Raw genomic sequence first — 13,757 nt, forward strand, 5'->3', positions numbered from 1 at the left:
TTTCTTTGAACAGCGGTACGGTAAGCTTGATATGTTGATTAATAATGCGGGGATACAGATAGAGATTGAAGATCTTGCGCCCATTAATGAAACAAGTACCGTTTCGCCGGCTGTTATGCGTGAAACCTTCGATGCCAATTTCTTCAGCATGGTTGAATTAACTCAGCTCCTGCTGCCGTTGATTCGCAAAGCGCCTGCCGGAAGAATTGTTAATGTATCCAGTGCACTTGGATCGAATACCCTGCATTCCAATCCTGCTGCTCAAATTTACGATGTCAAGCTTCTTGCTTACGATGCCTCGAAGGCGGCAATGAATACCTTTACGACTCATCTTGCACATGAGCTTAAGGATACACCAATCAAAGTGAATTCTGCTTACCCGGGTTGGGTAAAGACTCCACTGGGCGGTAAATACGCTGATATGGATCTTGAAGATGGCGGTAAGACAAGCGTAATGCTTGCCACGTTGCCTTCGGACGGACCGACAGGCAAGTTCTATCATATGGACACAGAGCTACCTTGGTAATCAGGTAGTTAATAGTAAAACGTGTTAATGCGGCGAGCGCTTTCCCAATATAACGGGAGAGCGCTCGCCTGATTAAAGCGAAAAAAATGGTGTGAACTTATTTTGAATGATATAAGGTTTAAATGCTCGCTGCTTTTTTATCGCCTTTATGATGCATAGGCTAAAAACCACAAGGGGTTGAGAATAATGTCAACAGTTAAATTTGTTGTTTCACCATACGCAATTAATAAGGTTGAATTAAAAAATCGTGTAGCACTTTCCCCCATGACTCGCATGTCGGCAGAACTCGATGGGAGAGCATCTGAAAAGATGGTTCGCTATTATTCAACGTTTGCCGAAAATGGGTTTGGTCTTATTATTACCGAAGGTGTATATACGGATGAATTACACAGTCAAGGATATTCAAATCAGCCTGGACTAGTAAACGAATCACATGTACATTCATGGAAAATAGTCACAGATGTGTTCATACAAAAGGCAGCAAAATAATTGCTCAGCTGATGCATGCTGGTGCTCTTTCTCAATTCGCAAATGAAACGGTTGCTCCTTCCGCAGTCAAGCCTATGGGTGAAAAACTTGCTTTATTCGGCGGTAGCGGAGAATTTATGGTGCCACGAGAATTATCAATTGATGAAATTCAATTAATCGTCGAAGGCTTTTCAAACGCTGCTTTAAATGCTCAAAAGGCCGGTTTTGACGGCATTGAGATTCATGCAGCAAACGGATATCTGTTAGATCAGTTTCTAACAGATTACACCAACAAACGAAACGATGCATATGGCACTACTACAGAAAATCGTGTCCGACTGATTAGGGAAGTTATTAAAACGATCAAGAAGAATGTCAGTGAAAATTTTATAGTCGGCGTACGTATATCGCTTGCAAAAGTGAATGATTTTACGCACAAATGGTCATTACATCTTCGCAATCCCTTACCCTTTGTACGCCCTCATAGCCTTCCGCAGCTCACGAATGCTCGGACGCTTGCCATACATCAGAACCCCGGCGCGGTAAATCCTCGCAGCCAGCCAGCCGACGATAAGAATCGATACGATCAGCACCGCGATCGAGATCCAGAGCTGCCATACTGGCGGATCGGACAGCCCGAGACGGGTGACCATGACATAAGGCGAGAAGAACGGAATGTACGACGTCACTTTGACCAGCATCGTGTTGGGGTTGTTCAATCCCCCGAATATGCAGATATAGAAGCCTGCCAGTGAAAGCATCGTAATCGGCAGTACCGCCTGCCCGAGATCCTCGGTACGGCTGACGATGGAACCAACCGCCGCGAACATGGTGGCAAACAGGAAGTAACCGAGCAGATAGAAAATGATCGAATAGACCAGCAGGACCGGATCCATTTCACTAAGCGAGATATTCATGTCCTTCAGAGTCTCCAGATTATGCGGCAGCGTCATATTAACAACAATGACGATAACATATACCGAGATTTGAGTCATCCCGACCAGGAACATGCCGAATATTTTACCGAACATCCCCTTAAGCGGCGATACGCTCGTAATGAGAATCTCCATGACACGCGAGCTCTTCTCGGCGGTTATTTCACTTGCAATCATCTGCCCCGTAATCATAATAGCCATGAACAGCATGAAGATAATGACATAGACAAGACCGATATCCATCGCTTGCTCCGAGGCCGTTTTCCCCTGCCCCACCGAGCCCGCGCCTTCGGATGTAGAGATTTGGACGGAATCGATGACCACCGGAGCCTGCAGCACTTGCTTCAGCTCATCGCTTAGACCCACACCGCTTAATATGGCATCATTCTTGATCGACAGCAGCGCAACCTGAAGCGATTGCGTCGAGCTTGTATCGAGCAGCGCTTCCGACTTGTACACGACATTCGGGAACGCGCCTTCTGCACCTGGTTCAAATTCGAGATAGCCGTCAATCTTCCCATCGGAGACCGCTTGTTTGAGAGCTTTTTCATTGGCTTCTTCCGACCCCGCATCGGGAATGGATACCATTTCGATATCCGGCTTCTCCTGGACTTTGTAATAATCGCCCAGCTGCGCCGCGATATGACCGGGAGTAAACATCTGTGAGCTCAATTGATCCTGCGTGCTGCCCAGATAACCAACCGCTGTCGGCTGGTCCTCACCGCTGAATTTGGCGAAGAGATAAGGAAGATTAATGACCACACTAAGAATGATGGCAATAATAACGGTTGTAATCAGAAAAGCTTTTCCTCTGAATTTGTTCTTGACCGTAAATCCGACAACTGTCCAGAATCCGTTACTCATGATTATCACCTACCGTCTTTATAAAGATTTCGTTAAGCGTTGGTTCCATAACTTCAAAACGCGTGACATCCGTCTGCCCCATCGCCAGCTCCAGAACCGGCCTGCCTGCCGCTTCGCCCGATATCAGCAATTCATAACCATATTCATGACGATTCACCTTCTGTACGCCTTCAAGCGTTTCCAGTCCCGACACCTCGCCGGTTGTCGAAAGAATGATGCGCTCACGCGGGAATTGATTCTTGATGCTCTTCAAATTGCCCTGCAGCACCTGATTGCCTTTATGCAAAATCGTAATATTGCGGCACAGCTCCTCGACATGCTCCATCCGGTGTGTAGAGAACAGGATGCTGGTGCCCGCATCGCGCAGCTCCTTGACTGTCGACTTGAGCAGCTCCACATTGACAGGATCAAGGCCGCTGAACGCTTCATCCATAATGACAATTTTCGGCTCATGGATAACCGCCGCAATGAACTGTATTTTCTGCTGATTCCCTTTGGAGAGCTCCTCCACCTTCTTGCCGTAATACTCCGGTACGCTGAACCGGTCCAGCCATCTCTTCAGATTGTGGTCGGCATCCTTGCGGGACATGCCGCGGAGCTGGGCCAGATAAATGATCTGATCATTGACCTTAACCTTGGGATACAGCCCGCGCTCCTCCGGCAAATAACCCAGATTGCGCAGCTGCTCCAGATCGTATGGCTTATCGCTGTAGTGAATGCTGCCTCCATCCGGGTAGATGAGTCCCAGCACCATGCGCATCGTTGTCGTCTTGCCGGCGCCATTGGCACCCAGCAGCCCGTAAATCTCTCCCTGCTCCACTTCAAAATTGATCCCGTTAACCGCTGTCTTGTCCCCATACTGCTTCATCAACTGATTTACTTTCAATGCCTTCATTGATCCTTCCAGCCCCTCTCCTATTTCGGGTTGATCTGCCTCAAGTCTGCATGCGAAGCCGTTCTCTCTCCGTCAGCAGAACCAGAATATCATCCAGCTCCAGCTTCTGCCTTCCGACAATATGCACCTGCTGTGCTGCACACCACTCTTCCGCTTCCCTTGCTTCGCTTGTCGTAATCTTAACAGTGGTTCCTCCGGTATGCTCCATGCTGCAATAGCCCGGGACCGACTTCCAGTTGACCCCAAGACGCTCCTGACTGCCGCCATCCAGATACAGCACATACCAGGATTCCAGCAGCGTATCCTTCTCATACAGGCCAAGCATACGCCCATGAACCATGAACACGATATAGTCTGCAAGCCGCCTGACCTCATCAACGATATGCGAAGCCATGAGAATCGTCCGCTCTCCCCTCTCCATATATCGATGCAGGACATCAATCATCGTCTTCCAGGCAATGGGATCAAGTCCGGATGAAGGTTCATCGAGCAGCAGCAGCTGCGGTTGATGCGCCATGGCGATGGCGAGATCGAACTTCCGCCGCATCCCTTTGGACATTTTGCCAAGCTTCAGGTCCGTCTCCACATCGAAGCGGCGAAGCAGCTCGCGATACAGGGTAATATCCCACTGCGGGTACCATTTCCGGATAAATTCCGCTTTCCGGTCCGCTGTCATATGATCGTCGATCTCATTGCTTTGCTCCGGCACATAGCCGATCTTCTCCTTCAGCAGCTGATCGTTTCCGGAGCCGACTCTCTCGCCAAGCACTTCAATCTGCCCCGAATCCGGTTTGGAAATATCCAGCAGCAGACGCAGCAGCGAGCTTTTTCCCGAACCATTGGGACCCACTATAGCGGTTACATACCCTCTGGGAATATCCAGATTGACAGGTCCCAGCTCAAAATGCCTTCTCTTTTGAACAATCTCTTTAAGCCGTATTACCGATTGCTCCAACACGATTCACCTCCTTTCATAGGTCAGTGGCGCCGGGCTGCCGCTTGCTCTTCAATATGTCCCGCAGCATATCCAGCATCTCCTCATCCGAGCATTGCACCCGCAGACCCGCATCGACAGCGGCTTCAAGCGCCTCCATCACCGCACTGCGGCGCTGCAGATCGCGCTGCTCTTCCTCCACCTTGGCCACAAATGTTCCTGTACCCTGCCGTGTCCGCAGAATACCCTCGTTCTCCAGATCCTGGTACACGCGTCGGATCGTAATCACACTGCATTTGAGATGCTGAGCGAGCTCCCGAATGGAAGGCAGAAGCGTATTTTCAGCCAACTGTCCGCTTACAATCAAAGCCCGCAGCTGCACTTCGATTTGGTGGTACAAGGGCTCTGCGCTTTGTTCATTAATTTGAATGGGAATCCACACCTTGCACACCTTCTTTATTCTTACTTCAGCTTGAACTGCTTATTGCGCCAGATTACTGACATCCAGCCGCTTCTTGACCAGCGATCCGATGACAAGGATGGACAGGATGCCGGCAACCGGCATGCAGATGGTCAGCAGCAGCTCATGCTGCCTGGCCGCATTCAGCGTATATTCCAGAACCGAGAAGTGATTTAACCACAGCAGCAGGACGATGAAGGCATAGATAAATATATAGAGGAAGCATACAATCAGATAAATCCTCCCGCCGATCGCCATTTCGAAATAAATATAGGTTGAGGCGACCACAAGTCCATATCCCAGCCAGATCAGCAAGAATCCCAAGTACTCACTAAGGCTGAGCGCCTGACGAAGCCCACTGGAGACAAGATACTGTGAAGCAAAGAATACCAGTCCTACTATCAGAAAGACCACGAGCATCTGAATGATTCTAAAGATAACAATCGAGCTCATCTGAATCGGCATCGTCCGCCAATAGGCGAACTTTTCTTTCAGGTAATCCCTCTTCCAAAATTTAAAGGAATGTTGACCCATCAGAAAGCCTAAGCAGGGGACCAGACTCAGGTAGAAGAAATCACCCATCCACGCATCGAACGAGAAGGCAGGATTCGGTTCCTCATAAACAGGCAGCAAGGGGAATGTAAATAAGCTGACATATAAAAAGAATAAAATCGAAACAATTAATCCAACCCAGGATCGGCGCATTTCATGCTGGAATAATACAAGTGCTCCCCGCCAGCTGGTCATGCTCTTCCTCCTTCACTCATTATACTGTATATATCTTTATACACAGTATAATGACAGAGGGCCAGTTCTGTCAATACCTGGTTTGTATAAAAATTAAAGACTCATACATTCCTTCGGCAGCTGCAGAGTTAGTTTCCCCACAAACCTTTACACAACTAGTAGCAAAGCTCATAAATAATACTGTAAGGTCTTGAATGAAGTAACGGCTGTTGCATCCTTTTACTGCTCCGTTCGTTTCTTCCCCGTAGATGTTAAAGAATTGTACAGGCGTGAAACTTATAAATTCGATAAGGTCAAAAAAAACCGGCCCTCACCGGACCGGCATAAGTCTAAAACTTGTATCAATATTCGTTTCTGCAGCGTGTGTTCTCCTTTAGACAGGCTCTCCTTCATCCTCCGCGAGCCCAACCGCGATTGTAAAATAAAACGTAGCTCCCTCCGACTCCGCACTCTCGACACCGATTATGCCGCCCATCAGTTCCACCAAATTTTTAGAAATAGCCAGGCCCAGTCCCGTACCCCCATATTTGCGGTTAATAGCTGTGTGCAGCTGGGAGAAGGACTGGAAAAGCTGATTCTGTTTATTCAGCGGAATCCCGATCCCTGTATCGGTCACCTTGAATTCCAGCAGTATCCCTTGGGATAAAGCTCTGCTCTTCACATCAACCGTCAGGGATATGCTTCCCGAATCGGTAAACTTGATCGCATTGCCCACCAGATTAACGAGCACCTGGCGCAGCCTGACGGGATCCCCGACTATGATCGCCGGAACGTCATCCGCTATTTCGCAGGTCAGCTGGATCTCTTTCTCCACCGCGCGATGGAGAAAGAGATCCAGCAGATTGGACATGGTCTCATGAATCGGAAAAGGCTCCCGGTTCAGCACCATTTTGCCGGCTTCGATTTTACTAATATCGAGTATATCATTGAGAATCAGAAGCAGCGCTTCGCTGCTCTGGCTGATAATTCCCGCATATCCGCGCTGTTCTTCATCCAATGAGGTTTGCAGCAGCAAATCCGTCATGCCGATAATGCCGTTCATCGGCGTCCGCAGCTCATGGCTCATCACCGACAGAAATTCTGATTTCGCCCGGTCCGCGCGTTCCGCCGATTCCTTGGCCTTGAGGATTTCCTTCTCGCCGGTAATATCCCGGAATACCACGACCGCCCCCTTGCGTTCACCCTTATCGAAGAGCGGAGTCACCTGATATTCCGCCAGAAAGCTGGTACCGTCCTTCTTCCACAGCACAGCCTCCTTCTCCTGATGAGAACGTCCGCTATGAATCGCCTGGTAGATGGGAGTATCCGCCGATGACAATCCCTGCGGGCCATACTGTTCAATCATGGTCAAATCCAGCGATTCCAGCAATTCACTGGAGCTGAAGCCCAGCAGCTGCGCTCCGGCCGGATTAATGAAGGTCGGTCTGCCCGTAATATCCAGGCCAAAAATCCCTTCAGATACCGCATTCAGAATAAGCGCATGCTCATAGCTGAGCTTTTCGATTTGATTGATATACTGCTTGCGTTCCGTAATGTCCGATGCAATCCCATATACACCGACGATCTGTCCGTTTACCATGATCGGCACATTATGAATGCTGAGATCCCTTACATGGCCGTCCTTCCCGATCATTCGGGCTTCATAGGACTGCGGCTGACCCTGCATCACAAGCTTTATGCGGCGGACGGTCTCCGCAGCATCATCCGGATGTGACAGCTCATTGAACGGCTTCGCCAGCAGCTCCTCTCTGGAGTAGCCAGTGAGCTTCTCCATACTGGGATTAAGCGAAGTAAACTTAAAATCCAGATCAAAGGAACTGATCCCCGACGGATTATAATCGAACAGCGATTTGTAGCGGCTTTCGCTTTCGCTCAGCTTCGATTCGAACATTTTACGATCCGTAATATTACGGGAAATGGAAATGAGCTCACTTATTTGATCATGTTCATCATATGTGTATCGGCTGCTTGTCTCAAACCAGACATATGTCCCGTCCTTCTTCTCGAACCGGAATACATAGGTTTCCAGATAGCGCCTGTTTTTATTGTTTTCCAAAGCCGCTATCACTTGGGCCCTGTCATCAGGATGAATATAATCGATATAGCTTGCACCAATCATCTCCTTCTGCTCATAGCCCAGCATATGGTGGCAGATCGGAGAAGCGTACAGGATCGTCAAGGCGTCGTCCACGGCATGACGCGAGATAAAGTCCAGTGAATGCTCGGATATAATGCGGTAATTGCGCTCGCTCTCGCGCAGACGATCCTCCATCCGGGTTTGATCGGTTATATCCTGCACCATGCCGATCATCTGCAGGGGCTTCCCGTCTTTAATCGCAACGGTTTCCCACTGGTTGCGGATCGTCCTGATTCCCCCGTCAGGAAGCATAATCCGGCATTTATAAGCAGCCGGCAGCCCATCAAGAAGAGATTGCTCCACGACATTCCTCGCCTGCTGACGGTCATCAGGATGAATTCGTTCCAATACAACCTCAATACTGCTCGCAACCGCTTGGAACGCATAGCCGAAAATACGGCGTGTTTCCTCCGAGAATGACAGCTCCCCTTTGATTAAATCCCATTCCCAGCTGCCCATATTGGCAATTCGCTTGGCTTTGGTCAGCCTATCCTCATACTTCTTCCGTTCCGTTACATTTCTGCCGACGGATAGGATTTTCTCCGGGATTCCATTCTTGTCTCTTACGACATGCGACCATATCTCAAACCACAAATAACGCCCATCCCTATGCTGAAGCCTACGGATAAAACGCTCTTTATCGGAATAAAGCATGCCGGGCTGCTCCATCTTGGCGGCATCCTCCGGATGATAATAATCCATGCGTTTTTTGCCGACGAACTCTTCCGGCTTATAACCGAGCAGGCTCCAGGATGATGGAGAAAGATAGATCAAGACGCCATCCGGCGTACTGATCGAGATCAGATCCTGTGCATTGCGAGTGATCAACGAGTATAAGTCCTGATAGTCGGGCATCGATGGAACCATCGCCTCAAGAGCCACATCCGGTACTTTCGCAGACAGTTCAATTACCAATTTTACTGGCTGCTTCACGTCTTCTTCTGCCACGCAGCGCGTCCATCGTTGATGGGTACGGATGCCATGGCCCAGCTTATGCCGAACGATCTGATCGGTATCATAAAAGGCGTCGCTTGAGGCCAGCAGACGGTCAAGCTCCTTCTCGGGGAGAGGTGATTCACCATTTATCCGTTCAATCAGCTCAGGGAACGTTCTATGAAGCAGCTCGCTCTCGGAGAAGCCTGTCAAATCTCTATAAGCAGGGTTGGCATACAGCACCGCTAAATCCTCTGCAGCTAATATGGCAACACCATTCATCGCATGGTGATAAATATGCCCAAAATGCGGATCCTGGTTTAACGGAGGTATAGTCATCCGGATCCCTCCTTGGTTCTTTATGTATATCTTCATTATACTATTAAACAGGTAGTCATAAACATGAGGCGGCGGGTCTAGTGTATATCCGCATCAAATAGAAAAAGAACCGAAGCAGGCTCCGATTCTTTCTTTTTGAACTAATCTAATTCCATTGTCCCGGTTAATACGGGTTAGCCGAACAAAACATCAAGCACCGGTTTGGTATGACCGCCCGGATACATTAAATATAACAGCACATAAACAATAACACCCGTAACAACGGTGACAAGCCAGATCACCGATGTAATCCTGCCTACTTTGCGATGCTTGACGAAGCTGTTTCGAAAAGCAAGCGTAAGCGTCGTGATGCCAAACACAGCCGCAACTGTGGCAAGCGTAATATGGAAGAACAGGAACACCATATAATAGGTCTTCAGATCATCCGGTCCGCCCCATTCCGTATTTCCTACGAAGATGGTGCGGGACACATAAATAATAAAGAAGAGAAGCGCCGCTATGGAGCCCGCGATCATGACTTTCTTATGCGTCTCAAGTCTTCTCTTAATCGCCAGACGCCAACCGATAGCTACCAATATTCCGCTTATAAAGATGAACGACGTGCTGATTGCAGGCAATAAATCATACATTGACAAGGAACATCCCACCAATTCTTTCAATTCAAACCCATTACCGATTTACACTGCCATAAGCTGCGGTTCCTGCAGGTTAAACCCCTGCGCCTGCAGGGCCCGCGCTACCTGTTCTTGGCAGCTCATCCTCTGTATCGCCTTGCTCTCTCTTATACCAATGAAAAAAGACATAAGCGAGAATACTGCCGTACATCAGCTCCTGAACCAGCTTCATCACGATTCCGCCAAGCTGCTGATCTTCAACGGGCTTCATCAGATTAAAGAAGGAAGGGCCGTCGAACATCGTAAGCAGACGGGTAGGATCGCCGGATACACAGTATCCCATTGCCTGTGCCCATACTTCAGGATCATTATAAGTTGCATACAAGGGTGTGGAGGCAAAGATAATCAGTGCACAAGCCGGCGTGAGCAAGATCCCGTTGGCAAATACATAGGCCATTTTGCGCAGATCCGTCAAACGGTTCCACTCCGGAACAGGGCAAACAATTTGCCACCACATCATAAAGGCTGCCAGCAGCATAACCAAGTAATAGATACGATGAACCGTATAATGCGTCATGACAAAATCATGCACGTGAGGAACATGATACAGCGAGAACAGCATATTAAACAGAACCAATGACAGAATTGGGTGCATCAGCGGATTCAACTTCTTCCAGAATGCCCCGCTAAACATCTTCCGCCATACAAACCCAGGTACAGCCAGCAAAATCAGCGGCGGAACGATCAAATAAGAGATGGACATATTCATCATGTGAAATGTAAACATCATATGTCCAAGCATCTCTAATGGCCCGCCTTGTGCCAAATAATACAAAACAGCACCAAAAACAAATAAACTTTTCTGGAGCCAAGTCGCTGGCGGCTCCTGCGGCGCGTGCTTCAGCTTCCACGGTCCCACCATATAGAAATACAGAATAACAATCGCAGCAATAAAAAAGAAAAAGATTGGGCTCCATAGCTCTTCAAAGGTGAAGTACTGCAAACCTAGCATGCCTTGATCCCCCTTCCCAGCATTACCCATATTTACAACAAAAGAGGGGGCCAGCAAGGACCACCCTCTTTTCAATTTATCCGTGTACTACCACCATGCCCAATACTCAGCCATGATAACAATGGTGAACACAACGAACACTCCCATGAGAATACCAACTATCGGAAAAATATGTCCGCGATCCTTCATGTGCATCCAAAATGACATTTGGATAATAACTTGCAGTATGGCCATAAACACCAGCATGATATAAATAAACGTTCCGTTTATTTCACCGGCGGCTACCATGGAGAAGGCAATTACCGTAAGCAGGATAGAGAAAATAAAAGCGACGATATGCTTCTGTGGTCCTTCATGCTTATGGCGTTTGCCATGCTCTTCAACAGTTGTGTCTTGGCTTGACATTTGGTTAGCCCACCTTTCCCATCAGATAAACGACAGTGAAGATGAAAACCCACACGACATCGATAAAATGCCAGTACATACCAGCAACATAAATCTTCGGCGCAGTTACAACAGTTAACCCTTTTTTGAAAATTTGCGCGATAAGCAATCCGATCCACAATACCCCGAAGGCTACGTGAGCACCGTGAAAGCCTACCAGTGTATAGAACGATGTACTGAACGCGCTCGTTGAGAATTTATGTCCTTCATGGACATATTCGGTAAACTCATAAATCTCAAGTCCAAGGAAGCCAAGACCCAGAACAATCGTAATGATGAGCCAATTGATCATCGCTTTAACTTTATTGGTGTGCATCGCTTGAATCGCGAACACGCTTGTCAAACTGGAAACCAGCAGGATGAAGGTTGCCGCGGCAACCGTCGGAAGCTGGAACAGCTCTTGCGATGTCGGATTTCCGTCTCCCACCTGGTGACGAAGCGCCAGGAACATGGAGAACAAGGTTCCGAACAAGACCGTCTCCCCGCCAAGGAAGAGCCAGAAGCCGGTCACTTTATTGCGGCCCTCAAGAGTTGCCTTCTCCGGCTCGTGCGGCAGCTTTCCGTCTACATGCGAGTGTGCGCTCATGCTTTTACCCCCTTGTCATGCAGTTCTTCCGGTTCAATATGGAAGCCATGATCATCGAAGACCGAGCGGAGGAACATACAGCCGAACGTGATAACCAAGCCCACGATACCCACAATCGTTTGGTGATACATAAATCCAAGACCTGCGATAAACAAGCCAATCGACATAATTAACGGCAGAATAGATGGTGAAGGCATATGAATCGGTCCAACCGGTTCAGCCGGCGTCATGCCGGTATTGCCGTCCATTTTTTCTTTCCAGAAAGGATCGTAGCTGCGCACAAGAGGCGTCTGCAAAAAGTTATACTCCGGCGGAGGCGATGGAATCGACCATTCCAGCGTACGGCCGTCTTCCCACGCATCGCCAAGGGCATTGCGCGGTTTCATTGCTGTGACAACGATATTGACCAGGAAGAATATTGTGCCAAGACCCATCAACATGGCTCCGACTGTACTAATCATATTCAAATTATTGAAGCCCATGCCATCCAGATATGTCCAGACCCGACGAGGCATCCCCATCAGTCCAAGGAAATGCTGCAGGAAGAACGTCAAGTGGAAGCCGATGAAGAAGGTCCAGAACGTTAAGCGGCCAAGATTTTCATTCAGCATACGGCCGAACATTTTGGGCCACCAGTAATGGAGACCTGAGAAAATACCGAAGATCAAACCGCCGACAATAACGTAGTGAAAGTGAGCGACAACGAAATAGGTGTCATGGTACTGGTAATCGGCCGGAGCGGCAGCCAGCATAACGCCGGTTACTCCACCCATTACGAACGTAGGCACAAATCCGATGGCAAACAAATTGGCTGTTGTAAACTTGATGGAACCCCCCCACATCGTGAACAGCCAGTTGAAGATTTTTATACCGGTAGGTACAGCGATCAGCATCGTTGCAATTGAGAACAAGGCGTTGGCAACTGGTCCAAGACCGGTTGTAAACATGTGATGTGCCCAAACCATGAAGCCGAGGAAGCCGATCAGAACCGTAGCGAAAACCATGGAGCTGTATCCAAACAGCCGTTTGCGCGAGAACGTACTGATGACTTCGGATATAACCCCGAAAGCCGGCAGGATGAGGATATATACCTCAGGATGTCCGAAGATCCAGAAGATATGCTCCCATAGAACGGCGTTACCGCCATTATTAACCTCGAAGAAATTACCGCTGAACAAGCGGTCAAACATCAGCGCCACCAGACCAACTGTCAGTGCCGGGAAAGCGAACAGAATGAGCGCCGAGGTAATGAATGCGGTCCAGGTGAACATCGGCATACGCATGAAGCTCATGCCCGGAGCGCGCATATTAATAATCGTCGCCAGGAAGTTGATACCGCCGATCAGCGTTCCGATACCGGCGATCTGCAAACCGATGACATAATAATCAACGCCATGATCCGCACTATAGGTCGAGGTTGCAAGCGGTACATATGATGTCCAGCCCGCGTCCGGCGCTCCACCTGTGAACCAGCTGACATTCAGCAGCACTCCGCCTGCGAAGAATGTCCAAAATCCAAGTGCGTTTACAAAAGGAAAGGCAACGTCGCGCGCGCCAATCTGCAGCGGTATAACCGCATTCATCATCGCGAAAATCATCGGCATCGCGGCGAGGAAAATCATAGTTGTACCGTGCATGGTCAACAGCTGGTTATATGTATCAGCGCTGACAAAATCATTTTGCGGCTGCCATAACTGAATCCGAATCATAATAGCTTCCAAACCGCCAACAAGGAAGAAGAAGCCACCTGAAATCAAATACAGAATACCAATTTTCTTATGGTCAACGGTTGTCAGCCAATCCATTAAGCCGCTATACCGTTTAACCGCATGTGCGTGAGCCAAAGTTGGTACCTCCTTCAAT

12 protein-coding genes and 1 pseudogene are annotated in these 13,757 nt (G+C 48.7%); 2 read left to right on the forward strand and 11 right to left on the reverse strand.

What is annotated here, in order from left to right; all coding sequences use genetic code 11:
• Both AC0YNV_RS22700 and AC0YNV_RS22705 read left to right on the forward strand, forming a co-directional pair.
• Positions 1 to 526, forward strand: a 526-nt coding sequence (locus AC0YNV_RS22700) for an SDR family NAD(P)-dependent oxidoreductase (RefSeq protein WP_475770054.1), incomplete at its 5' end; no start/stop codon positions are given.
• 264 nt (positions 527 to 790) lie between these two features.
• Positions 791 to 1,356: pseudogene (locus AC0YNV_RS22705) on the forward strand (oxidoreductase); the annotation flags it as partial.
• 102 nt (positions 1,357 to 1,458) lie between these two features.
• On the opposite strand, the gene AC0YNV_RS22710 reads toward AC0YNV_RS22705, so the two are convergent.
• From AC0YNV_RS22710 to ctaD, 11 genes are all read right to left on the reverse strand, one after another.
• Positions 1,459 to 2,793 (reverse strand): ABC transporter permease, encoded by a 1,335-nt coding sequence (locus AC0YNV_RS22710; RefSeq protein ID WP_475770055.1) that lies wholly within the window; start codon positions 2,791 to 2,793, stop codon positions 1,459 to 1,461.
• Complete coding sequence (locus tag AC0YNV_RS22715) at positions 2,786 to 3,688, reverse strand: ABC transporter ATP-binding protein (protein WP_475770056.1); 903 nt, start codon at positions 3,686 to 3,688, stop codon at positions 2,786 to 2,788. Before AC0YNV_RS22715 ends, AC0YNV_RS22710 begins: the two co-directional genes overlap by 8 nt.
• Positions 3,689 to 3,728: 40 nt before the next feature.
• Complete coding sequence (locus AC0YNV_RS22720) at positions 3,729 to 4,646, reverse strand: ABC transporter ATP-binding protein (RefSeq protein ID WP_475770057.1); 918 nt, start codon at positions 4,644 to 4,646, stop codon at positions 3,729 to 3,731.
• 13 nt (positions 4,647 to 4,659) lie between these two features.
• Positions 4,660 to 5,064, reverse strand: coding sequence for a GntR family transcriptional regulator (locus AC0YNV_RS22725; RefSeq protein WP_475770058.1), 405 nt, complete (start codon positions 5,062 to 5,064; stop codon positions 4,660 to 4,662).
• A gap of 39 nt (positions 5,065 to 5,103) precedes the next feature.
• Entirely contained in the window at positions 5,104 to 5,829 is a 726-nt protein-coding gene (locus AC0YNV_RS22730; protein WP_475770059.1) for a hypothetical protein, read from the reverse strand.
• Positions 5,830 to 6,202: 373 nt separating this feature from the next.
• Positions 6,203 to 9,238, reverse strand: a complete 3,036-nt coding sequence (locus AC0YNV_RS22735; protein ID WP_475770060.1) for a PAS domain S-box protein — start codon at positions 9,236 to 9,238, stop codon at positions 6,203 to 6,205.
• 173 nt (positions 9,239 to 9,411) lie between these two features.
• Entirely contained in the window at positions 9,412 to 9,867 is a 456-nt protein-coding gene (locus AC0YNV_RS22740) for a DUF420 domain-containing protein (RefSeq protein ID WP_379113533.1), read from the reverse strand.
• A gap of 79 nt (positions 9,868 to 9,946) precedes the next feature.
• Complete coding sequence (gene ctaG / locus AC0YNV_RS22745; RefSeq protein ID WP_475770061.1) at positions 9,947 to 10,864, reverse strand: cytochrome c oxidase assembly factor CtaG; 918 nt, start codon at positions 10,862 to 10,864, stop codon at positions 9,947 to 9,949.
• Between the two features lie 87 nt (positions 10,865 to 10,951).
• Positions 10,952 to 11,269, reverse strand: a complete 318-nt coding sequence (locus AC0YNV_RS22750) for a cytochrome C oxidase subunit IV family protein (RefSeq protein WP_210038889.1) — start codon at positions 11,267 to 11,269, stop codon at positions 10,952 to 10,954.
• A gap of 4 nt (positions 11,270 to 11,273) precedes the next feature.
• Positions 11,274 to 11,894, reverse strand: a complete 621-nt coding sequence (locus AC0YNV_RS22755) for a cytochrome (ubi)quinol oxidase subunit III (RefSeq protein ID WP_210038888.1) — start codon at positions 11,892 to 11,894, stop codon at positions 11,274 to 11,276.
• Positions 11,891 to 13,699, reverse strand: coding sequence for a cytochrome c oxidase subunit I (gene ctaD / locus AC0YNV_RS22760; RefSeq protein WP_379113552.1), 1,809 nt, complete (start codon positions 13,697 to 13,699; stop codon positions 11,891 to 11,893). The genes AC0YNV_RS22755 and ctaD overlap by 4 nt, the downstream gene beginning before the upstream one ends.
• Positions 13,700 to 13,757 lie beyond the last annotated feature (58 nt).

This window comes from Paenibacillus sp. JT31N11 (genome assembly GCF_056269285.1).

What these genes read in the sequence shown, in the direction of transcription:
- AC0YNV_RS22710 (WP_475770055.1), bottom strand. Translation starts at nt 2,793, where the DNA reads ATGAGTAACGGATTCTGGACAGTTGTCGGATTTACGGTCAAGAACAAA.
- AC0YNV_RS22715 (WP_475770056.1), bottom strand. Translation starts at nt 3,688, where the DNA reads ATGAAGGCATTGAAAGTAAATCAGTTGATGAAGCAGTATGGGGACAAG.
- AC0YNV_RS22730 (WP_475770059.1), bottom strand. Translation starts at nt 5,829, where the DNA reads ATGACCAGCTGGCGGGGAGCACTTGTATTATTCCAGCATGAAATGCGC.
- AC0YNV_RS22735 (WP_475770060.1), bottom strand. Translation starts at nt 9,238, where the DNA reads ATGACTATACCTCCGTTAAACCAGGATCCGCATTTTGGGCATATTTAT.
- AC0YNV_RS22740 (WP_379113533.1), bottom strand. Translation starts at nt 9,867, where the DNA reads ATGTATGATTTATTGCCTGCAATCAGCACGTCGTTCATCTTTATAAGC.
- ctaG (WP_475770061.1), bottom strand. Translation starts at nt 10,864, where the DNA reads ATGCTAGGTTTGCAGTACTTCACCTTTGAAGAGCTATGGAGCCCAATC.
- AC0YNV_RS22750 (WP_210038889.1), bottom strand. Translation starts at nt 11,269, where the DNA reads ATGTCAAGCCAAGACACAACTGTTGAAGAGCATGGCAAACGCCATAAG.
- AC0YNV_RS22755 (WP_210038888.1), bottom strand. Translation starts at nt 11,894, where the DNA reads ATGAGCGCACACTCGCATGTAGACGGAAAGCTGCCGCACGAGCCGGAG.
- ctaD (WP_379113552.1), bottom strand. Translation starts at nt 13,699, where the DNA reads ATGGATTGGCTGACAACCGTTGACCATAAGAAAATTGGTATTCTGTAT.